Annotated in this window: 18 protein-coding genes and 1 pseudogene; 6 read left to right on the top strand and 13 right to left on the bottom strand. The window is 72.3% G+C overall.

What is annotated here, in order from left to right; genetic code table 11:
- Positions 1-296: 296 nt before the first annotated feature.
- Positions 297-1,805 (bottom strand): peptide ligase PGM1-related protein, encoded by a 1,509-nt coding sequence (locus IE273_RS28600; RefSeq protein WP_189818052.1) that lies wholly within the window; start codon positions 1,803-1,805, stop codon positions 297-299.
- A 289-nt stretch (positions 1,806-2,094) separates the two neighbouring features.
- Here IE273_RS28600 and IE273_RS28595 point away from each other — a divergent pair, with 289 nt between their 5' ends.
- Positions 2,095-3,273 carry an aromatic ring-hydroxylating oxygenase subunit alpha gene (locus IE273_RS28595; RefSeq protein WP_189818051.1) on the top strand — a complete coding sequence of 393 codons (1,179 nt, stop codon included), beginning with the start codon at positions 2,095-2,097 and terminating at the stop codon, positions 3,271-3,273.
- Positions 3,274-3,297: 24 nt separating this feature from the next.
- On the opposite strand, the gene IE273_RS28590 is transcribed toward IE273_RS28595, so the two are convergent.
- The 8 genes and pseudogenes from IE273_RS28590 to IE273_RS28555 form a co-directional block, all read right to left on the bottom strand.
- Positions 3,298-4,488 (bottom strand): acyl-CoA dehydrogenase family protein, encoded by a 1,191-nt coding sequence (locus IE273_RS28590; RefSeq protein WP_189818050.1) that lies wholly within the window; start codon positions 4,486-4,488, stop codon positions 3,298-3,300.
- Positions 4,485-5,258, bottom strand: coding sequence for a thioesterase II family protein (locus IE273_RS28585; protein WP_189818049.1), 774 nt, complete (start codon positions 5,256-5,258; stop codon positions 4,485-4,487). The genes IE273_RS28590 and IE273_RS28585 overlap by 4 nt, the downstream gene beginning before the upstream one ends.
- A 4-nt stretch (positions 5,259-5,262) precedes the next feature.
- On the bottom strand, positions 5,263-5,538 hold the full coding sequence (locus tag IE273_RS28580; protein ID WP_189818048.1) for a phosphopantetheine-binding protein: 276 nt from the start codon (positions 5,536-5,538) through the stop codon (positions 5,263-5,265).
- A 31-nt stretch (positions 5,539-5,569) separates the two neighbouring features.
- A complete protein-coding gene (locus tag IE273_RS28575) occupies positions 5,570-7,216 on the bottom strand; it encodes an amino acid adenylation domain-containing protein (RefSeq protein WP_189818047.1) in 1,647 nt (548 codons plus the stop codon).
- Positions 7,217-7,230: 14 nt separating this feature from the next.
- Positions 7,231-8,169, bottom strand: a complete 939-nt coding sequence (locus tag IE273_RS28570; protein WP_189818046.1) for a chlorinating enzyme — start codon at positions 8,167-8,169, stop codon at positions 7,231-7,233.
- 262 nt (positions 8,170-8,431) lie between these two features.
- A pseudogene (locus tag IE273_RS28565) lies at positions 8,432-8,800 on the bottom strand (4-hydroxy-2-oxovalerate aldolase family protein); the annotation flags it as partial.
- Positions 8,801-8,877: 77 nt separating this feature from the next.
- On the bottom strand, positions 8,878-9,594 hold the full coding sequence (locus tag IE273_RS28560; RefSeq protein ID WP_189818045.1) for an alpha/beta fold hydrolase: 717 nt from the start codon (positions 9,592-9,594) through the stop codon (positions 8,878-8,880).
- Between the two features lie 20 nt (positions 9,595-9,614).
- Positions 9,615-10,586, bottom strand: coding sequence for an alpha/beta hydrolase (locus IE273_RS28555; RefSeq protein WP_189818044.1), 972 nt, complete (start codon positions 10,584-10,586; stop codon positions 9,615-9,617).
- A gap of 432 nt (positions 10,587-11,018) precedes the next feature.
- On the opposite strand from IE273_RS28555, the gene IE273_RS28550 reads away from it, so the two are divergent.
- From IE273_RS28550 to IE273_RS28535, 4 genes are all read left to right on the top strand, one after another.
- Entirely contained in the window at positions 11,019-12,887 is a 1,869-nt protein-coding gene (locus tag IE273_RS28550) for an amidohydrolase (RefSeq protein WP_229887644.1), read from the top strand.
- Positions 12,888-12,990: 103 nt separating this feature from the next.
- Complete coding sequence (locus IE273_RS28545; protein ID WP_189818042.1) at positions 12,991-13,653, top strand: hydrolase; 663 nt, start codon at positions 12,991-12,993, stop codon at positions 13,651-13,653.
- Between the two features lie 52 nt (positions 13,654-13,705).
- A complete protein-coding gene (locus tag IE273_RS28540) occupies positions 13,706-14,230 on the top strand; it encodes a DoxX family protein (RefSeq protein WP_189818041.1) in 525 nt (174 codons plus the stop codon).
- The gene (locus IE273_RS28535) at positions 14,211-14,948 is read left to right on the top strand and encodes a YoaK family protein (protein WP_189818040.1); all 738 of its coding nucleotides are present in this window, start codon (positions 14,211-14,213) and stop codon (positions 14,946-14,948) included. The genes IE273_RS28540 and IE273_RS28535 overlap by 20 nt, the downstream gene beginning before the upstream one ends.
- Before the next feature lie 8 nt (positions 14,949-14,956).
- Here the strand turns inward: IE273_RS28535 and IE273_RS28530 are convergent, their stop codons facing one another.
- Positions 14,957-15,853: an AraC family transcriptional regulator gene (locus tag IE273_RS28530; RefSeq protein WP_229887638.1), complete on the bottom strand. Its 897-nt coding sequence runs from the start codon at positions 15,851-15,853 to the stop codon at positions 14,957-14,959.
- A gap of 288 nt (positions 15,854-16,141) precedes the next feature.
- Between IE273_RS28530 and IE273_RS28525 the strand changes: the two genes are divergently transcribed.
- Positions 16,142-17,794, top strand: coding sequence for an MFS transporter (locus IE273_RS28525; RefSeq protein ID WP_189818038.1), 1,653 nt, complete (start codon positions 16,142-16,144; stop codon positions 17,792-17,794).
- A gap of 10 nt (positions 17,795-17,804) precedes the next feature.
- Here the strand turns inward: IE273_RS28525 and IE273_RS28520 are convergent, their stop codons facing one another.
- The 3 genes from IE273_RS28520 to IE273_RS28510 all read right to left on the bottom strand — a co-directional run bounded on the left by IE273_RS28520 (position 17,805) and on the right by IE273_RS28510 (position 21,874).
- Positions 17,805-19,547 carry a pyruvate dehydrogenase gene (locus IE273_RS28520; protein WP_189818037.1) on the bottom strand — a complete coding sequence of 581 codons (1,743 nt, stop codon included), beginning with the start codon at positions 19,545-19,547 and terminating at the stop codon, positions 17,805-17,807.
- A gap of 78 nt (positions 19,548-19,625) precedes the next feature.
- The gene (locus IE273_RS28515) at positions 19,626-20,864 is read right to left on the bottom strand and encodes an XdhC family protein (protein ID WP_189818036.1); all 1,239 of its coding nucleotides are present in this window, start codon (positions 20,862-20,864) and stop codon (positions 19,626-19,628) included.
- A 20-nt stretch (positions 20,865-20,884) separates the two neighbouring features.
- Positions 20,885-21,874, bottom strand: a complete 990-nt coding sequence (locus IE273_RS28510) for an amidohydrolase family protein (RefSeq protein ID WP_189818035.1) — start codon at positions 21,872-21,874, stop codon at positions 20,885-20,887.
- Between the last annotated feature and the right edge of the window lies 1 nt (position 21,875).

The raw sequence follows: 21,875 nt of genomic DNA, 5'->3' as shown, positions 1-21,875 counted from the left end.
GCCCGCGAGGGCTCCGACACCCACCCACACCCACGCCCGCGACGGCCCCGACACCCACCCACACCCACGCCCGCGACGGCCCCGACACCCACCCACACCCACGCCCGCGACGGCCCCGACACCCACCGCCGCCTATGCCGGGGGCGGGGCCCCGTCCGACGAGCACCCGAGCACCGGTCGCACCCGGCGCGCGCCGCCGACGGCACCTGGTCCGCGGCCTAGGTAGAGCCTGGCCGGCGTCTACGACGCGCCCGGTGGCCCCGCGCTCCGGGCCTCACCGCTCCCCCGGTGCCCGGCTAGCCGCGCTCCGCTCCGCACGCCGCGTCGAGCGCGGCCACCACCGCGCGGTACCGCTCCCGGGCGGCGCCGTGGCTGCGGTCGATGACCACGGCGCCCATCTTCCCGAACTCCGGCAGGGCGCCCAGCATGGAGAAGACGACGCCGCGACGGTCCCGGTCGCGGTAGAGGAGACCTTCCCGGGACGCGATGTCGAGGACCTGCTGCGCCGTCAGCGTCCGGTACCGCTCGTGCTGGAGCCGGTCGGTGGCGACGTAGCACAGCGATACGTCGTCCGGGGTGAGGTAGCTGCCGGTGGCGGGGTCGAGCCGCGCCTGCGCGACGCCCTCCAGGAAGTTGAGCGGCGCCGTTCCGCCGCCCATCCGGAGGTTGATCTCCAGGGCGTGGTGCCGCCAGCCGCCGCCCTCCTCGCGCGCCGAGACGAAGTCGACGCTCGAGATGCCGACCACGCCCTTGGCGGCCAGCGCGCGTCCCGTCCGTGACGCGAGGGCGTGCAGTTCGAGTCGGTAGTCCTCCAGGGCGGGGGCGGTGGCGCCGGCGTAGGTCTGCCCCGCGGCACCCACGAAGAACTGGTCCTGGGTGGACAGCACCCGGACGTCACCCGAGGGGGAGACTCCCACCTGGGCCGACGGCGACCTGACCTCGGCGCCCGTGACGAACTCCTCCACGACCCCGCCCATCTCGGCGAACTTGGCCGCGTAGTGGTCCCACGTGTCGGGCGGGGTGGCGAACTCGACGCGGTCGGGCAGCACCCGCCGGATCCACGCCTCGACGCCTCCCGGACCGGGCGCCCCCCGGAAGTCGAAGAGAGCGTTGCCGCCGGCTCCGAAGCTCTCGTTGAGCTTGATGACGGCGCGCCCGGAAGCGGGCCGGGTGGCGTGCAGCCGGGCCAGGGCCTGGACGAGGTCGTCCTCGTCCCGGAGATCCTCCGCCCCGGCCGGTGTCGGCACCCCCGCCTCCGCGAACACGCGCCGGGCCCCGCTCTTGGAACCGAGGGGGGCCAGTTCCGGATCGCAGGCGAACAGGGGCACGCCGAGCCGGACGGCGAGCTCCCGCTCGAACGGCGTTCCGTTGAAGGCGAGGAGGCAGGCGTCCTCGGGGCCGGTGAGGGACCGCTGCAACCGCTCGATCACCTCAGGGCGTCGCAGGATCTTCCGCGTCAGCGGCTCGGGGCCGGGGTCCGCGCAGTCCACCAGGGTGAGCCGGCGGCGGGCGTCCTCGGCCGGCAGCGAGCGCACCAGGCCGAGCGCGTAGTCCACCACGTGGTCCGGCATCGGCATGCTGGTGACGTAGACGAGGTGCCGGTCGGGGTGGCGCAGCAGATGCAGGAAGGACAGCAACCGCTCCTCGTAGTACATGATGCCCGGGATCTTGGTCATACCCGCCTGGTCCAGGGTGAAGCTGGGGAGCACCACGACGACCCGCGGCCGTCCCGTGCCGTCGAGGGGAGAGACCAGGTTCTTCTGGAGCCTGTCGAAATCGGTGTTCAGGTCTGCGTTACCCGCCACGAAATCTGCCTTTCCCGGTGGAGTACGACGTCAGCATTCCCCGCTGTTCTCGCGGCCCAATCCCGAGGCACCTCAAGTCGGCCACCGACGTGTCCGGGCGTTGCCGACGCCGAGTCCTCCGCCCCGCCGACCGGCCCTCCCGGAACAAGCCGAGATCCACTGATGTCTGGCCGAAATCCCCTCTGCCACGGACTTCACCCGTCTGTCAGTCTTGTTTCCCGTCCATCAGGGCCGGCTGCACATCATCATGCCCGGTTGAGGTGAGCATCGCTTCGAGGGAGCCCGCCGCATGGATCGCAAGGAAGAACTCCGCCTGCTGGACCGGGCCTTGGAGCACCTGCGCGACAAGCGCAGACAACTCACCGACAGCGACACCCGGGTCGGCGTGGAGCGTTATCGGTCGCCCGATTGGTACCGGGCGGAGATCGAACGCGTCTTCACCCGTCTTCCTTCGATGCTCGTCCACACCTCCGAGATCCCGGAGCCGGGCAGCTTCGTCACGTTCGAGCACTTCGGGCGGCCGTTGATCGTCACCCGCGACCACGACGGCACGGCCCGGGTCCTCCTCAACGCCTGCCGCCACCGCGGTGCGCGGGTGGAACCGGACGCGTCCGGGCAGCGCCGCCACTTCACCTGCGGGTACCACGCCTGGCGCTACGAGCTGGACGGCACCCTGAGCGCCATCCCGAGCCCGCACTGCTTTCCCGGGGTCGGGCCGGGCACGAGGAATCTGCGGGAGTGTCCCTCGGTCGAGGCGTACGGGTTCGTGTGGCTGATGCCGGAGGGCAGGTCGGAGCTCAAGGATCTCGACGAATTCCTCGGGGACTTCCGACGCGACATCGCGGACCTGGATCTGGCGGACTTCGACGTGTACGGGGCCGAGAGTCACGAGTGGGACATCAACTGGAAGCTGGTCGTCGAGGGTACGCTGGAGGGATACCATTTCCCCTTCCTCCACACCAAGAGCGCCAATCCGCTCTTCGAGCCCCACACCTTCTTCTTCGACTCCTTCGGGCCCCACCTGCGGTCCATCCTCCCGAAACGTTCCATCAACTTCATCACCGAAACGGAACGCGGTGAGCGACGACTGCTGTCGGTGGCCAATGTCATCCACACCGTATTCCCGAACGAGACGGTCCTGCACCAGTCGGACCATTTCCTCTGGATCACCTCGCACCCGCTCGGTCCGACCCGGACCCTGGTGAAACTCCGTCTTCTGGTGCCTCCCGGTTCGGCGACCGGAGAGGACGCCGAGCGCTGGGAGGAGAACCGGAAGCTGACGTACCAGGTGCAGTACGAGGACCTGGAGATCTACCGCGAGATCCAGCGGGGCCTGGCGTCCGGAGCCAACGAGGAACACTGTTTCGGCACGCAGGAGTTCGCGCTGCGCACGTACAACGACACGATCGAGAGGTACCTCCTCGGCCCGGGAGAGCCCGGGGCGCCCGGGGAGCCGCCGGGCTGTTGAGGAGGTCCCGCGTGGGCGCCGGGCTCAGCCCCGCTCGTCGTATCCCGCCTGCGCGATGATGTCGCGCATGACCTCGCTCGCCCCGGCGGCGACGGTGGCGGCGCGCGCGTCCTGCACGGCGCGGGCGACGGCCGCGTCCTCGCAGAAGCCCTCCGCCCCGTACAGACGCTGGCACTCCTCGGCGACGGTCCGGGACAGCTCGGTCGCCTTGAGCTTCGCCATCGAGCACGCGGTTATCGACAGCGGGTCCCGGGCGTAGCTCCAGGCCGCGTGGTGCACGAGCTGGCGGGTCGCCTCCAGCTCGGTCAGCAGGTCGGCCATCCGATGCCGGACCGCCTGCTTGCCGCTGAGGGTCGACTCGAAGGCCTCGCGCCCCTTGAGGTGCCGCCAGGTGGCTTCCAGGCACTCCTGCGCGGCGCCGACAGCCGTGATGCCCGCGGCGAGGCGCTCCAGCTGCATGTTCTTCATGATCTGTATGAAGCCGCTGTTGCGCCGGCCGATGAGGCGGGTGCGGGGGACGCGCACGCCGCGGAGGCCGACGTCCGCCACGGCCGAGGCCCGCCAGGCCGCGCAGTCGTTGGGGCGCACGGTCACTCCCGCGCGGTCCCGCTCGACGACCAGCAGGCTCAGGTCCTGGTGGGCGGACCGGCCGGCGGCGGGTGATCCGGTCCGCACCGCGGTCACGAAGAAGTCGGCGAACCCGCCGTTGACGACGAAGCGTTTCTCGCCGTCGACCACGAGGTCGTCGCCTTCCTCGCGCGCGGTCGAGGCCAGCCGTGCCAGGTCGGAGCCCGCCTGCGGTTCGGTGATCGCCAGGGCGGCGACCAGTTCGCCGGCCACGGCCGGGCGCAGGAACCGTTCCCGCAGTTCGGCCGAGCCGTCGGCGGCCAGGTAGCTCGTGGCCATGTAGGAGTGGAGGGCGACGGCGAATCGCACCCCGCCGAAGCCCAGCCGGCCCAGCTCCTCCAGGAAGACCACCGAGTGGAAGATGTCCTTGCCGGAACCTCCCGCCGACACGGGGTGATTGAGGCCGAGGAGTCCTTCCGCCCCGAGGGCGCGCCAGGCCGAGCGCGGCATGGTCCGCCCGCGTTCCCACTCCGCCGCGTGGGGGGCGATCCGCTGCTGGAGGAAGGTGCGCGCGGAGTGCCGGAACGCGTCGTGCTCCGGGGTGAGGTACGGGGACCGGACGGGCGACGGCGCCGCCTGCGTGGTCATCGGGTGCCTCCCCCCAGCCGCTCGGCTATGACCTCGACGACGGCGCCTTCCTGCTCCCGCAGGAAGAAGTGGCCGGCAGGGAACGAGTGGATGGCGAACCCCTTCCAGGTGTGGTGCTGCCAGTCGAGCATGTCCTCGTACGGGTCGACGTCGTCGTGGTCACCGCACAGGGCGAGGACCGGGACCGGGAGGCGGCCGGGGGTCGGCCGCCAGGTCTCGGCCAGCCGCAGGTCGGAGCGGAGCATCGGTTCCAGCAGATCCATGAGCGGCTGGTTGTCCAGGACCTCGGGCGGCACCCCGTTCATCGCGCGCAGCCGGGCCCGCAGTGCCGGGCCGTCCAGGGAGTGCATGTCCGGGTGGCGCGGGGGTCTGCCGGGACCCCGGCAGGCGGAGACGACGAGCAGCTCCGGAGGGCGGCGGCCGTCGTCGACCAGCCGGTGCGCCAGTTCGTACGCCAGTCGGGCGCCGAGGCTGTGCCCGAAGAACGCGTACGGCCCCTGATCGCTCAGCGGTGCGAAGGCGGCGGTCAGTTCCGCCAGCGCCGTGTCCCACGAGGTGTGGGCCGGTTCACGGAAGCGCTGTTCGCGGCCCGGCAGCCGTACTCCGACGACCGGGACGCGCGAGGTGAGCCGGGACTGCCAGCCGCGGAAGACCTGGGTGCCGCCTCCGGCGTACGGGAAGCAGTACAGCCGCACGTCGGCGGCGCCCGTCCCGCCACGGCCGTCCCGGCTGACCGCGGTGGCACCGCCGAACGGTGCGAACAGGTGCACCGTCCTAGGCCATCGCCGTGTCGATGGCCTGGGCCAGGCTCGCGAGGCGGGGATCCTCGTACAGGGTCTCGGGCGGCAGGACGTCTTCCGCGAACTGTTCCTCGACCCGCGCGAGGAACCGTATGGCCGTCAGCGAGTTGCCGCCGAGGGCGAAGAAGTTGTCGTCCGCGCTCACCTCGTCGATGCCGAACAGACTGCGCCAGATGTCGGCGAGCGCCTTCTCCGTGCTGGTGAGCGCCGGGGCGCCGGGCTCCGGGGCGGTGGGTTCCTGGGACGTCATCGTGCTCTCCTGGGAGTGTCGTGGTGCGGCGTCAGCACGGCCGTGGCGCCGCTTCGTGGGTGGCGAGCAGCGCGTGACGGTCGGTCTTGCCCGTGGGGGTCAGGGGCAGTCGGTCCCGGGTGTGGATGCGGTGGGGCACCATGTAGCCGGGCAGCCGGGCCCGCAGATGAGCGCGCAGTTCCGCCTCCGTGACGGGGGCGTCCGGGACGACGAAGGCGACCAGCGCCTTCTCGCCGCGGGTGGTCACGGTGACGTAGCTCCGTCGCACCGCCGGGTGCCGGTCGAGCTGGTGCGTGATCTCGCCCAGTTCGATGCGGAACCCGTTGATCTTGACCTGGTCGTCCTCCCGGCCGTGGAAGACCAGACGTCCGTCGGCCAGGAGGTAGCCGAAGTCCCCGGTGCGGTAGAGCCGTTCGGGAACGGAGTCCACCACCGCGTCGACGAACTTCTCGGCGGTCGGCTCCGGCATGCCGAGGTAGCCGGCGGCGAGGCCGTCACCCGCGAGGCAGATCTCGCCGACGGCGCCCGGTGCGCACAGTTCGCCACCGGCGACGACGTAGAGCCGGGTGTTCTGGATCGGCCGGCCGATCGGCACCACCGCGGAGTCCTCGCTGATGCTGTCGACGCGGTGGTAGGTGGCGAACGTGGTGGCTTCGGTGGGGCCGTAGACGTGCACCAGCCGTCCGGGGCCGAAGCGGTCCAGCGCGGCGGCGAGATGACGTACGGAGTGCGTCTCGCCGCCGGTGAGGAGGGTGCCCACCTCGGCCAGCGCGTCGGGCGCCTCGTCCAGCACGGTGTTGAACAGCGCCGTCGTGAGGAAGAGGACGGTCACCCGGTGCCGGCGCAGCTCCTGTCCGAGCCGCGACAGGCGCACGAAGTCGTGCGGGTACAGCACACAGGTGCCGCCGTGCAGCAGGGCGCCCCATATCTCGAACGTGGCCGCGTCGAACGTGACGGGGGCCAGTTGCAGCAGCCGGCTGGTGCGGTCGAGGGGCGCGTACCGTGCTCCGTACACCAGCCGGGCGATGCTGCGGTGACGGATGGCGACGCCTTTGGGCCGTCCGGTGGAGCCCGAGGTGAAGTTGACGTACGCGAGGGCGTCGGCCGGTACGGCCGCTCCGGGCCCCGTGTCCCGGCCGGCCGGGTCGTCACCGGTCACGGCCACCACGCGGCAGCCGCCGCTCAGCCGGCGGGCCAGCTCGGGCGCCCGGTCGGTCACCATCCAGGCGCACTCGGCGCCGGTGAGCAGCTGGCGCAGACGCTCGTCGGGCCAGGCGGCGTCGACGGGCAGGTAGGCGCCCCCGCACTTGAGCACCGCCAGCAGCGTGACGATCAACTCCGGTGAGCGGGCCACGCAGACGCCGACGACGGCCCCGGGCTTCACCCCCCGCTCCGCGAGACGCCGGGCGAGCGCGTTGGCCCGCCGGTCCAGTTCGCGGTAGGTCAGGGTGAGCCCGCCGTGGACGACCGCGGTTGCGTCGGGCCACCGGGCGGCGCAGGCCTCGAACAGCTCGGGGACGCTGCGGTCACGCGGGTAGGCGACGGCGGTGCGGTTCACGTCGCGGTGGACGGCCAGGGCGGCCGGGGATCCGGTGATCCGGGCGGGCCGGGCGGTCTCCGGGACGCCGCCCGGCGGCGCGGCACCCGGCGGGACCGGCGGCCGTGACGACGGGGGCATCGGCTCCCGCCCGCTCAGCCGGCGACCTGGAAGGGCGTGCCGTTGACCGTCCGGTCGACGAACCGGTTGTGCTGGTACTCGTCCTTGCCGGAGACCAGCACACACCCGAACTTCTCCAGGCTGGCCTCGCCGCCGAACTCGGAGAGCGCGTCGGAGTACGGGTAGACCCTCACCTGGGTCGGCAGGTATCGCGCGGCGTAGCCCAGGCGCATGTCCTGGGTGAGCCCGGCGTGCGGGTGCGAGGCGTGCATGAGCGTCGACCAGAAGATGATGAACTGGCCCTGACGCATGACCATGGACTGCGCCTTGGACTCGTCGGGGCTCCAGTCCGGATCCTTTTGCAACTGGCGGTAGTCGTAGCCGAAAAACCCCCGTCGAACGCCGTCCTTCTCCACCTTGCCGATGGAATCGGCGTTGTACTCCATGACCTTGGACTCGTCGTAGTTCATGGTCCTGTGCGAGCCCGGAATGAACTGGAGGCAGCCCATCTCCACGCTCGCCTCGGTGAATGCGGACCAGACCGTGATCGTGCCGCCGAACTCGGAGTCCTCCGGCCAGACGATCTGCGGGTGCTTGGATCCGGCCACATTGGAGAAGTTGTCGGCCTGGTGCCAGTCGGTTCCCTCGTCCCCCGGGTACTTCGGGAAGAACTCGGTGCGCCAGCACAGGACGTCGGGGCCCAGCAGGCTGGAGACCCGGTGGACGATCTCCGGGCGGGTGATGTGCTCGGCCAGGAAGTCGACGTCCAGGTGGCGGTCGTAGTTGGCGAGATTGGTGACTCCCGATATCCCCCTGCCCCGCCCGTAGATCGCCCGCTTGGTGTTCAGGAGCCTGGGCCGCAGGGCCTGGAGGTTCTTCGCCATCTCCTCGGGCTCGTAGAGGTCGAACGGGCCGATGTAACCGTCGCGGTGGAACTGCTCGATCTCTTGCTGGCTGAGCTGGAAGTCGACCATGCGTCACCTGACTTTCGGCCATCTCTTCTGCACAGTGGAAGAACACCCGAGCCCGCTCTCGCCGACTGTAAACAGCGGCGAGCCCGCTTGTGAAGGGCGCGTCGGCCGGAGTCACGATCGCGTGCGTGCCTTTGACCTGCGAGACAGCTCTCGTGCTGTTTCGCCTAGTCGCTAACGCGCCATCAAGGGGCGCCTTTTCGCCGGGCCCCGGAATCCTGGAATTCCCGATACCGCTTCCATTCAGGGCCTCATGCACCTGTGTTCACCCGACGGCCGGGTGTGCGAGGTCGAGTGCGATGCCGGTGATCACGTCCTCCTGGCCGCCGACCAGTTGGCGCCGGCCGGTCTCGACGAGGATCCCGCGGGTGTCGACGCCGTACCGGCGGGCGGCGGCCCCGGCGCGGCGGAGGAAGCTGGAGTACACGCCGGCGTGGCCGAGGGTGAGGGTCTCGCGGTCCGCCCGCACCTCGTTGCCCGCCCCGGCGCCCTGCCCGGCCGGCGAGACGTCGACGCGGGTGACGCCGTTCTCGACGGCGACGACAGAACGGGCCACGCCCAGGCCGAGATCGTGGTGGGCGTGGCGCACACCCGTCCGCGCGGAGAGGACGTCGCGGTAGGCGCGGACGCCGTCCACGTGCGGCGCGGGCACGCGAGACCGCGCGGACGCGATACGGGGGAGGCGTCCGCGCGGTCGTTCGTGGAGCCGGGTCAGCCGGTCGCGCGGACCGCGTCGCGGATCAGCTCGGCGACGGCCTTCGGCTGGGAGACGGCCACGGCGTGCGAGGCGCCCTCGATCTCGACGATCGTCGCCCCGGCCCGCTTCGCGCCGAAGCGCTCCACCTCCGGGTTGATGGCGTTGTCCGCGCCGGCCACCAGGGCCCAGGACGGCTTGGTCTTCCAGGCGGCGGCGGATGCCGTCTCCTCGAAGGCCGCGGCGGCCAGCGGACGCTGCGCGGCCGCGAGGATCCTGGTGACCTCCGCGGGCACGTCGGCGGCGAAGACCGACGGGAAGGCGTCCTCGGCGATGGTGACCTCGACGGCGGGCTCGCCGCCCGGGACGGGGTACGTCCACTGCTTGAGGTTGCTCACCAGCGGCGAGAGCGGGAAGCGGCCCTGGAGCTCGCCGAGGCTCTCGCCCTCTTCGAGGGCGTAGGCGGCGACGTAGACGAGGCCGACGACGTTCTCGGTGGTGCCGGCCACGGTGATCAGCGCACCGCCGTACGAGTGGCCGACCAGCACGACCGGACCGTCGATCTGGGAGGCGACGGAGGCGACGTACGCGGCGTCGGACGCGAGGCCACGCAGCGGGTTCGGCGGCGCGATCACGGGAACGCCGTGGCTCTGGAGTTCCTCGATGACCCCGGACCAGCTCGCCGCGTCGGCGAAGGCGCCGTGCACCAGGACGACGGTGGGAGTGGTGCTCATGTCCGTGTGTCTCCTCGCGGTCAGGCGGTGTGCAGGGCCGCGTGCAGCGTGCGGACCGCCATGGTGATGGCGGCCTCGGCGGCGTGCGTGCCGCGCAGCGCGTTGAGCATCACGAAGTCGTGGATGATGCCCTGGAAGCGGACGGAGGTGACGGGCACACCGGCCTCGCGGAGCTTGTTGGCGTACGCCTCGCCCTCGTCGCGCAGCACGTCGGCCTCGCCGGTGATGACCAGGGCCGGGGGCAGACCGGTGAGCTGCTCGGTGGTGGCGCGCAGCGGGGAGGCGGTGATCTGGGCCCGCTCGGACTCGTCGGTGGTGTACTGGTCCCAGAACCACTGCATGCCGTCGCGGCGCAGGAAGTAGCCGGTGGCGAACTGGTGGTACGACGGCGTGTCGAAGTTCGCGTCGGTGACCGGGTAGAACAGCACCTGCTGCACGAGCGGGATGCCGCCGCGTTCCTTGGCCATCAGGGTCAGCGCGGCGGTCATGTTGCCGCCGACGGAGTCACCGGCCACGGCGAGGCGGGAGCCGTCCAGGCCCTTGGAGGCACCCTCCTCCACGACCCACTTGGCGACGGTGAAGTTCTGCTCGATGGCGACCGGGTAGCGGACCTCGGGAGAGAGGTCGTACTCGGGGAAGACCACGGCCGCGTCGGCGCCGACGGCGAGTTCGCGCACCAGGCGGTCGTGGGTGTGGGCGTTGCCGAAGACCCAGCCGGCGCCGTGGATGTAGAAGATGACGGGGAGGGTGCCGGTGGCGCCGGCGGGCTTGACGATCCGTGCCCGGACGCTGCCGGTGGGGCCGCCCTGGACGGTGATCCACTCCTCGTCGACGGCGGGCTTGTCGATCTCGCCGGACTGGACCTCGTCGACGGCCTTGCGACCCTCGGCGGGGGCCAGGTCGAAGAGGTAGGGCGGGTTGGCGGTCGCCGCCACGAACTCGGCCGCGGCGGGCTCCAGCACCGGGGTCACCGGGGCCTGGGCGTCAGACATGTGAATCTCCTGGACATGCATAGGGGGCACCGGTCGTTCCGGCATACGAGCCGGAACGACGTGCTGGGCACTCCGGCGCCGCTGAGGGCAACAGTAGAGCCGCTGCCGGCGGGGCGATTGCCCGTCCGTGCACGCGTGGCGTCCTCAAAGTGCACGCATGCCGCCCGCCGCGCGCCGAGTGCACTGTGGGGTACGGGTCAGTGCACGGAGGGGATACACGGCGGTGTTCCCCGGCCCTAGCGTGAGGGCACAGCGGTTGCGCTTCGCCCATCGGGTACGACGGCGGACTCCCACGCCATCGCCGCTGTTCTCGCCCGCGTCTTTGATCGCGTTTCCCGTCGCCCCGCTCGTCGCTGTTCCCGGCCACCGAGCGCGGGCGCGGCGGACATCCAGGACGCCCACCACGCAGGAGGTCTCGCACACGTGTCTGTCATGCCGGTCGGCGGGCTTGTTCCCCAGGCCATCGACGACGCCGCGGAGCTGGTCGTCCGCAACGCCAGCATCCATACGGGGGACCCGCGCCGCCCGCGTGCCGAGGCGCTCGCGGTGCGAGACGGTGTCATCACGGTCGTAGGCGACGACAAGGACGTCGCCCCGCACGTCGGGCCCGCCACGAAGGTGGTGGACGCGCTCGGCCGACGGATGATCCCGGGGCTCAACGACGCCCATCTGCACGTGATCCGGGGCGGTCTCAACTACGTCCTGGAGCTTCGCTGGGACGGGGTCCGGACGCTCCGCCAGGCCCTGGCGATGCTGCGGGAACAGGCCGCGCGGACGCCGAAGGGCCAGTGGGTGCGGGTGGTCGGAGGCTGGTCGGCCGACCAGTTCGCCGAGCGGCGGCTGCCGACGGTGGCCGAGCTGAACGCCGCCGCCCCCGACACCCCGGTGTTCGTGCTGCACCTGTACCAGTCGGCCGTCCTCAACCGGGCGGCGCTGCGGGCCGCCGGGTTCGCCAAGGACACGCCCGACCCGAAGGGCGGGCAGATCGTCCGCGGCCGGGACGGCGAGCCGACCGGCATGCTGCTGGCCGCGCCGAGCGCCCTCATCCTCTACTCGACGCTGGCCAAGGCGCCGGTCCTGGAGGGCGAGGACAAGAAGGTGTCGACCCGTCACTTCCTGCGCGAGCTCAACCGGTTCGGCCTGACCTCGGCGATCGACGCCGCCGGCGGCTTCCAGAACTTCCCCGAGAACTACAGCACCGTCATCGAGCTGGCGAAGGCCGGTCAGCTGTCGCTGCGCATCGCGTACCACCTCTTCCCGCAGACCGCGGGCCAGGAGATAGCCGACCTGACGCGCTGGATCGAGATGGCCCGCCCGGAGGACGGGGACGCGTGGCTGCGTCTCAACGGCGCGGGCGAGAACCTCACCTGGGCGGCGGCGGACTTCGAGAACTTCAGCCAGCCGCGCCCGGAACTCGGCGACTACGAGGGCGAGTTCGAGAAGGCCGTGCGTCTTCTCATGGAGAACGGCTGGGGGTTCCGGCTGCACGCCACGTACGACGAGACGATCCGCCGGGATCTCGCGGTCTTCGAGAAGCTGGCCGCCGAGGGGCTCTTCCCGGCGGGGAACCGGTGGTTGTTCGACCACGCGGAGACCGTGTCCACGCAGAGCCTCGACCGTGTCGCCGCGCTCGGCGGTGCCATGTCCGTCCAGAACCGGCTGTACTTCCAGGGCGAGGCGTTCCTGCGCCGCTACGGCCCCGGAGCCGCCGCGGACGCCCCGCCCATCCGGGCCATGCTGGACCGCGGACTGACCGTGGCCGCCGGTACGGACGCCACCCGGGTCTCCACCTACAACCCCTGGGTCGCCCTGCACTGGCTGGTGAGCGGACGGGACATCGGCGACCTGGTGCTCCGCTCCCCCGGCAACCGCGTCGACCGGGAGACCGCACTGCGGATGTTCACCGTCGCCGGCGCCGAACTGACCGGCGAGGAGCAGGTCAAGGGCGTGCTGCGGCCGGGGTGCTACGCGGACCTCGCGGTGCTGTCCGACGACTACTTCACCGTGCCGGAGCCGGAGATCGCGAACATCGAGTCCCTGCTCACGGTCACCGGCGGCCGGATCGTCTACGCCGCCCGCGAGTACGAGGGCCTGGACGAGGAACTGCCGCCCGTCACCCCCGCGTGGAGCCCGGTGGCGCACTTCGGCGGCTACCAGGCGTCCAGGCCGGCCGGTGTGCGCCAGGCCGAGGCCCTCGGCGAGGCCGTCGCGGAGTCGGAGCAGCACCGCGCCTGGCGCGCACGGCGCGGTCTGGCCCCCGGCGCCGCCGACATGCCGTTCGATCCCTGCTTCGTCCTCTGAGCGGTCCCCGCTCCGTCCACACCCACAGACCCCGTCCCCAGGACGGTCGTTGCCCGGCGCGGACGCCGTCCGCGCCGTTACTCAAGAATGGAAAGGCACTCTCATGGTCGACATCGCCCAGGTCACCGCGTCCCCCAGCCCCGACCTGCTGACCCCGGACAACTGCGCGGTCCTGTTCGTGGACCACCAGCCGCAGATGTTCTTCGGCACCGGCAGCGGCGACCGCACCGCGATCATCAACTCCACCCTGGGTCTGGCCAAGGCCGCCAAGGTGTTCGACGTGCCCGTCGTGCTGAGCACCGTGGCCGCCGAGTCCTTCTCCGGTCCGATCCTGCCGCAGCTCGCGGACGTGTTCCCGGACCAGAAGATCGTCGACCGCACCACGATGAACGCCTGGGAGGACGCCGCGTTCGTCGAGGCCGTCAAGGCGACCGGCCGCAAGAAGCTCGTCATCGCCGGTCTGTGGACCGAGGTCTGCGTCGTGCTGCCGGTGCTCTCCGCCATCGCCCAGGGCTACGAGGTGTACGTCGTCACCGACGCGTCCGGCGGTGTCAGCCCGCAGGCCCACGAGCACGCCGTCCAGCGCATGATCCAGGGCGGCGCCGTGCCGGTCACCTGGGTGCAGGTGCTGCTGGAGCTCCAGCGTGACTGGGCCCGCGGCGAGACGTACGTGCCGGTGACGGAGGTCGTGAAGGAGCACGGCGGCGCCTACGGCCTCGGCCTGGTGTACGCCCAGACCTTCATCGGTGGCCACGCGGCCGGCTGATCCCCTCCCCAGCACAGCGATCAAGGACCGAGTCAGGAACAGGCAGGAAGAGATGGACGCGGGACTGCTGGTCCTCCGGGTGGTGGCGGGACTCCTCATCGCCGGCCACGGGGTGCAGAAGGTGAGCTTCCGGCTCGGGGGCCACGGCTTGGCAGGCGGAACCGAGGAGTTCCGGCACGACGGGTTCCGTGGGGGCCGGCTGACCGCGGTCGTCGCGGGCGTCAGCCAGATCGGGGCCGGCCTGTTCCTGACCGCCGGTCTGCTCACGCCCCTGGCGGCGATGGCCGCCATGGGCGTGATGACGGTCGCGGGCACCGTCAAGCGGCCCAAGGGCCTGTGGGTGCAGAACGACGGCTACGAGTACCCGCTGGTCCTCGTGGTCGTCTCCGCGGCGCTGGCCCTCACGGGGCCCGGCGCGTGGTCCCTCGACCACGCGCTGGGCATCACACCGTGGAGGGTGTGGGTCGCGGTCGCCGCGATCGTGATCGGCCCGGCGAGCGGGCTGCTGACCCGGCTCGTGCTGCACCGCCCGCCCCTGGTACCGGAAGGAAAGACCTATGCGCAGCCTGCTGACTGACGCGGCCCACACGCTCGTCCCGCCCAAGGGCGACCGGCACGGCCCGCTGCCTCCCCTGATGCTCACCCTGACCGTGGTGACCGGTCTGGTCGACGCGGTGAGCTATCTGGCACTGGGCCACGTCTTCGTCGCCAACATGACGGGCAACGTGGTGTTCCTCGGCTTCGCCCTGGCAGGTGCCCAGACCCTGTCCGTGCTCGCCTCCGTCGTCGCGCTGGCGGCCTTCCTCGCCGGCGCGCTGACCGGCGGCCGGCTGGGAACCCGGTTCGCGGGGCACCGCGGGAACCTGCTGAAGACGGCCACCGCCGCGCAGACGGTGCTGGTCGCCGTCACCGTCGTCGTCACGGCGGTCGCCGACGGCCGGGTCACCACCGGCGTCGAGTACACGCTCATCGTGTGCCTCGGGCTCGCCATGGGGTTGCAGAACGCGGTCGCCCGGCGCCTCGGCGTGCCGGACCTCACCACGACCGTACTGACGCTGACCCTCACGGGTCTGGCCGCGGACTCGCCGGCGGCGGGCGGTGCGGCGCCGAGGCCCGGCCGGCGGATCCTGTCCGTGGTGGCCATGCTGCTCGGCGCCCTCGTCGGCGCGGAACTCGTCCTGCACGGGCACCTCGTGTTCACCCTGGGCCTGTGCCTGCTGCTCCTGGCGGTCACCTCCGTGATGACCCACCGTCTGTCCGCCGACGGTGCCGCCTGGACCAAGCCGACGTCCTGACGGAGGAGTCACGGACCGGGAGGCCGGGGCATTCCCCCGGCCTCCCGGTCGCCCCGCCCGGCCAACTCCCGCCATTCACTGGGCGACATCCCGTAGGTGGCGCGGAACACACGGCTGAAGTGGGTGGGGCTCGCGAAGCCCCAGCGGTGCGCGACAGCCGCGATGGTCAGGTTCTCCGCGGAACGCAGGGTGAGGACGCGCCGGCACTCGGCCAGCCGCCGGCGCTGGATGAGCCGGCCGACCGTCGTGCCCTCCTCCCGGAACAGCTTGTGCAGGTAGCGGACGGAGATGTGGTGCGCGCGGGCGATCGTCTTCGGGGACAGGCCGGTGTCGCTGAGCCGCAGGTCGATGAAGTCCAGGATGTCCGACATCAGCGGCGCCCGGGTGTCCGGCTCCCGCCCCCGCGCCTGGTCGGCCAGATGTTCGCCGGCCAGGGTGGACAGCAGGCTCACGGCGTTCCAGGCGAGCATGTCGCCGACCGCGGACCGGGCCGCCGCCGTGTCGGCGAAGTCGGACAGGAACGGCGAGAACAGGGCGCCCAGCCGGGACGTCGGGGTGACCGGGGCGTGTGTGAGGCGGGGCACGTCCGACCGGGCCAGCCCGAGCAGGTGGCGCGAGAGCAGGAAGACCTTCAGGCGGGCGTGCCGGGGGAAGTCCAGCACCGGGGGCTGGTGCACGTCGTAGAAGCAGATGTCGCCGGGGCCGAGGGCCGTGTCCGTGGCGGACTGCCGCCCGAGTAAGACGCCGCCGGCGCCGCGCAGCCCCACGAAGAGGTACTCGCCGCCTTCCCGGGCGATGAGCCGCCGGGGACCCGCGGCGGGAGCCGGCGGCGCGCTCGGCGGCCTCTCCCGGGGCAGGCCTGCGGGTACCGCGTCCCTGATCACGATGTCCAGGCCCATGGGCATCCGCCGCATCCTGCTGCCCGGTGACGTGCCGGCCGTGGATGGGCCGACCGTGCGCCTGCCGATGAGGGATGTGCCTGTGCGGGACATGAACCGCCCTTGCCTCTGAACCGTTGCTGTGTTTGAAGCGGCCGTGCCGGGGAATCCGCAGTCGGCTCCGCCTCGCCGGGAGCGTAGGCCGGTGGATGTGCGAAAAGAGTGACAAGACAGTGACCGGGGCTGCGCTGCCGGATCACAGCCCATGCGCTCATGGTCAAGAGCCGCGGGGCGGCGGCCCCTACTGTCGCGGACATGAGCAGCCCCCCTTCAGCCCCCGCACCCGCCGCGACCGATTCCCCCTGGGCGCCGCTCGCGGCGCGCGTCTTCCGGGCCCTGTGGATCGCACAGCTGGTCTCGAACGTCGGTAGCTGGATGCAGACCGTGGGCGCGCAGTGGCTGCTGGTCGGGCACGGTGCCGCGCTGGTGACGCTCGTACAGACCGCCGCCGGCCTTCCCGTGGTCCTGCTGGCCCTGCCCGCCGGGGTGGTCGCCGACCGCTTCGACCGGCGCTCGGTGCTGCTGGCCGCGCAGTTCGCGATGCTCGCCGTGTCCGGTGTGCTGGCCGTGCTGGCGTTCCTGGACGCCCTGACGCCGGCGGTGCTGCTCGTGCTCACGTTCCTGCTGGGCTGCGGCACCGCGCTGATGGGCCCGGCGTGGCAGGCGATCCAGCCGGAACTGGTGGAGCGCCGGCGGCTCGGTCAGGCGGCGGCGCTGGGCGCGGTGAACGTGAACCTGGCCCGTGCCGTCGGCCCGGCGCTCGGCGGGGCGGTGGTCGCGGCGGCGGGCGCGGGCTGGGTCTTCGCCTTCAATGCGGCCTCCTACCTGGGCATCGCGGCCGTCCTCATGGCATGGCGGCGCCCGGAGCCGGCGACCGCGACCCTCCCCGGGAACGAAGGGCTGCTGGCGGCCCTGTACGCCGGCCGCCGCTATGTGTGGAACGCGCCCGGCGTCCGCCGGGTGCTGCTGCGCACGGTCCTGTTCATCCCCGGCGGTGCCGCGCTGTGGGCGCTGCTGCCGCTGACCGCGAGCAGTTCCCTCGGCCTCGGCTCGGCCGGGTACGGGGTCCTGCTGGCGGCGGTGGGCGTGGGGGCCGTGGCGGGGGCGTTCGCGCTGCCGCGCGTCCGCGCCCTGCTGGGCATCAACGGCACGCTCGCCGCCGGGGCCGTGGTGTTCGCCGGCGTGCTCGCCGTGCTGGCGACGGTCCGCACACCCTGGGTGGTCGCGGTCGCCCTGCTGCCGGCGGGACTCGCCTGGATCGGGGTGCTGTCCACGCTCAACGCGGCCGTGCAGACGCGGCTGCCCGGCTGGGTCAGGGCGCGTGGCCTCGCCGTGTACCTGCTGGTGTTCCAGGGCGGTCAGGCGCTCGCGGCACCGCTGTGGGGCGCGGTCGCCGACTGGGTCGGGCTCAGCGCGTGCCTGCTGATCGCCGGTGCGGTGATGCTGCTCAGCGCGGCCAGTGTGCGCCGGTGGCCGCTGTACGACGCCGAGGGCATCAACCCCACGCCGTCCGACCACTGGCCGGCTCCGCCCCTGGTGTTCGAGCCCGGGCAGGCCGACGGCCCGGTCCTGGTCTCCGTCGTCTACCGCGTCCCCGCCGAGAACCGGGCCGCGTTCACGGTCCGCATGCGCCAGGTCGCCCGCTCCCGGCGCCGTACGGGGGCCCTGTCCTGGGGCCTCTACCAGGACGGCAACGACCCGGCGCGCTTCGTCGAGAACTACCTGGTCAGTACCTGGGCGGAACACCGCGCCCAGCACCACGTCCGGTGGACGGACACCGACCGCCGGCGCGAGGAGGAGGCCCGTGAGCTGCTCGCGCCGGGGACGGTGCCCGAGGTGACCCATGCCTTCGACACCGTGGCGGGGCCGGCCGTACCGGCCGGGTCCGGCCCCGCGCCCGCCCCGTAGGGGCGCCGGGTCAGGGGCGGGGAATGTTGCGGAGGTTGGTCCGGGCCAGGTGGAGCATGCGGCCGACGCCTCCGCTCAGGACGGTCCGGCTCGCGGACAGGGCGAAGCCGGTGAGCTGCTCGGTGGTGATCTTCGGGGGCACGGCCAGCGCGGCGGGGTCGGTGACGACGTCCACCAGCGCGGGCCCGTCATGGGCGAACGCCTCTCGCAGCGCGTCCCGGACCTGACCGGGCTGCTCCACCCGGATGCCGCGCGCTCCGGCGGCCGTGGCGATGGCGGCGTAGTCGGCGTGCGGGTAGGTCGTGCCGTGCGGGGGCAGGCCGTCGACCATCATCTCCAGGTCGACCATGCCCAGGGAGGAGTTGTTGAAGACGACCACCTTGACCGGCAGGTCGTACTGGACGAGGGTGAGGAAGTCGCCCATGAGCATGGAGAACCCGCCGTCGCCGGAGAGCGAGACGACCTGCCGGCCACGGTCGAGGAACTGGGCGCCGATGGCCTGGGGCAGCGCGTTGGCCATGGAGCCGTGCACGAAGGAGCCGAGGATGCGGCGGCGGCCGTTGGGCGTGAGGTAACGCGCCGCCCACACGCAGCACATGCCGGTGTCGACGGTGAACACGGCGTCGTCGGCGGCCTCCTCGTCGAGCACCGAGGCCACGTACTCGGGGTGGATGGGGGTGTGCCGCTCGACGTCGCGCGTGTAGGCGCTGACGGCGCCTTCGAGGGCGTGCGCGTGCCGCTCCAGCATCCGGTCGAGGAACCGGCGCGACTGCTTCTCCCGCACCGCGGGCGTCAGGCAGCGCAGGGTCTCGCGGACGTCTCCCCAGACGGCGAAGTCGAGTTGGGTGCGCCGGCCGAGCCGCTCGGGCTGCACGTCGACCTGCACGGTGCGCACATGGCGGGGCAGGAAGTCGGTGTACGGGAAGTCGGTGCCGAGGAGGATCAGCAGGTCGCACTCGTGCATGGCCTCGTACGCGGCGCCGTAGCCGAGCAGTCCGGACATGCCGACGTCGTACGGGTTGTCGTACTGGATGTGTTCCTTGCCGCGCAGGGCGTGGCCGACCGGGGCCTTGACCTTCCCGGCGAACTCCATCACCTCGGCGTGGGCTCCGGCGACGCCCCGGCCGCAGAACACCATGACGCGTTCGGCGCCGTCCACCAGCTCGGTGAGCCGGGCGATCTCCTGGTCGCTGGGGCGGATGGCCGGCAGGTCCAGGGGCATGGCGAGTTCGGGTGCCGCGTCCGGGGAGTCCTCGGCGGCGGTGTCACCGGACAGGGCCACGACCGAGACCCCGCGCCGGCCGACGGCGTGCTGGATGGCCGTCTGCACCACGCGGGGCATCTGGCGCGGTGAGGAGATCAGCTCGGAGTAGTGGCTGCACTCGGCGAACAGCCGGTCGGGGTGGGTCTCCTGGAAGTAACCGGTGCCGATCTCGCCGCTGGGTATGTGGGCGGCCAGCGCGAGCACGGGCGCCATCGAGCGGTGGGCGTCGTACAGGCCGTTGATCAGGTGGAGGTTGCCCGGCCCGCACGATCCCGCGCACGCGGCGAGCCGGCCGGTGAGCTGGGCCTCCGCTCCGGCGGCGAACGCCGCGACCTCCTCGTGGCGGACCTGGATCCACTCGACGTCGGCGTGCCGCCGGACCGCGTCGACGACGGGGTTCAGGCTGTCTCCGACCACGCCGTACATGCGGCGCACACCGGCGCGCGCCATGAGGTCGACGTACTGTTCGGCGATGGTCTGCTTGGCCATGGGACTCCTCGGGTTCGGGCCTTGCGGCACGACCCTCCGGGCGGGGGCACGGAGGGCCTGCCTCACGCCCGGCCCACGCTAGCGAGCGCGGAGCGCCGTGGTTGTCCGTCCGCGCACCGGATCGGTTCCGGCAGCGCACCGGGCCTCGGCGACGCCGGGGCGCTCCTTGGCGGCGGTCGGGTGGATGGGCCCGTCCAGCAGGGAGAGCGGGTGGGCGGTGCGGCCGGAGCGGACGGCGATGAGCTCCGCGGCGAAGGACACGGCGGTCTCCTCGGGGGTCGACGCGCCCAGGTCGAGACCGAGGGGCGCGTGCAACCGCGCGAGGGCGTCGGGGGCCACGCCGGCCGCGACGAGGTCCTCCCGCCTGCGTGCCTGGACGCGGCGGGAGCCGAGCGCTCCGACGTAGGCCAGGGGGCGGCCGAGGGCTTCGGCGAGGACGGGGACGTCGAACTTCGGGTCGTGCGTCATCACGCACACCACGGTCCGGTGGTCGGTCTCCGTGGCCGCCAGGTACCGGTGGGGCCAGTCGACCACGACCTCGTCGGCGTCCGGGAAGCGCTCGGGTGTGGTGAAGGTGGCCCGGGCGTCGCAGACCGTGACGTGGTAGCCGAGGAGGGCACCGATCCGGCTCACCGCGGCGGCGTGGGCGTTGGCGCCGAACACCAGCAGCCGGGGCGACGGGGTCCATGCCTCGAACAGCACGCGCGGGGCCCGCGACTCGCTCGGCGCGCCGGCCTCGGGGGAACGGGACACGCCGGCCTCGTACGTCCGTGACGCACCGGCCTGGTACGTCCGTACGGCGGTGCCGTCCCGGTCGAGCATGCGGCGGGCGTCGGCGAGGACGGCGAGGTCCAGGGCGGGGTCGCCGGTGCTGCCCAGGTGGCCGTCCCGCCACACGGCGAGGGAGCCGGCGTCCGCGTCGGGTCCCGGCAGTACGCGCGCCACGACGACCGGGCGCCGCGCCGCCGCGGCCAGTGCGGCGGCGCCGAGGACCCGTGCCGTGGCGTCGTCGACGGCCTGGACGAAGACGTCGATCTCGCCTCCGCACATCAGCCCCACCGCGAACGCGTCGTCGTCGGCGTACCCGAAGGACACGCACCGCGCCTCGCCCGAGTCCAGCACCTCACGGGCCAGGTCGTAGACGGAGCCTTCGACGCAGCCTCCCGACACACTGCCGAGGGCCGTGCCGTCCTCGTGGACGCACAGCGCCGCTCCGGGGCGCAGCGGTGCGCTGCCCCGGACGGCGACGACGCTCGCGAGGGCGCAGCGGGCTCCGGCGGCCTGCCACTCCAGCAGGCGGGGTGCCAGGTCTCGCATGGGATCTCTCCGATCTGCCGTCAGCCGTGGTTCGCCGTGGTCAGCCCGAGGAACCGGCGGCCGTTCGCTTCGAGCGTCGCGGCGTCGATGCCGTGCGCCAGCGGGAAGCCGACCGGGTCGGGTTGTGCCATGTCGAAGGGGTAGTCGCTGCCGCACACGATCCGGTCGGGCGAGGCGTGGGCCCGCAGCAGCGCGAGGGCCTCGGGGTCGTGGGTGATCGTGTCGAAGTAGAGCAGGCCGAAGGACTCGGCCGGGGGGCGGCTGCTGCCGCGGCGCACGTCGTCGCGGGTGCGCCAGCCGTGTCCCCACCGGCCCAGCAGCGCGGGCGCGCAGCCGCCGCCGTGGACGAAGCAGATCCGCAGGCCGGGGAACTCCTCCAGGACGCCGCCGAGCAGGACCCCGGCCACGGCGGTCGTGCTCTCCACCGGGTTGCCGATGAGGTTGACGAGGTAGTGGTGGTCCCATTCGGCGCGCGGCAGTTGCATCGGGTGGACGAGGACGGACAGGCCCAGTTCGGCGGCGATGCCGAGGATCTGCCGGGGGACGCCCCGGTCGTAGGAGCGGCCGTCGACCACGGGCGGGACCGCGATGCCCGCGATGCCGTCGGCGGCGGCGAGCCGGGTCAGTTCCCTGCGGGCGGCGTCGGCGTCGTCCAGCCGGACCAGTCCGAGTCCGACGAGGGTGCCCTCCGTGCGGGAGACGGCGTGGGCGAGTTGTTCGTTGTAGGCGGCGATGTAGTCGTCGGCCTCGGCGGGGGCGTGCACGGGGAAGGCGAAGGGGGGTGCGGAGATGACGCGCGCGCCGAGTCCGGCCTTCAGGGTGTCGGCGACGATGGTGTCGATGTCGGTCATCGCGGTGGTCGGGAACGACAGCGGGACGTCGCCCAGGAAGAGTTCGCCGTCGCGGTCGTTCATGCCGCCGAGCGGGTTCCCGGGCGGCAGGGGGAGCAGATCGCGGGGCAGCCAGTGGGCGTGCACGTCGATCACTCCGGCACGGATGTCACCGTTCATG

The organism is Streptomyces olivaceoviridis, from assembly GCF_014650115.1.
In the GTDB taxonomy this organism is placed as follows: domain Bacteria; phylum Actinomycetota; class Actinomycetes; order Streptomycetales; family Streptomycetaceae; genus Streptomyces; species Streptomyces olivaceoviridis.
Note: the sequence above shows the minus strand (reverse complement) of the source record. Positions and strands in the feature narration are given on the sequence as shown.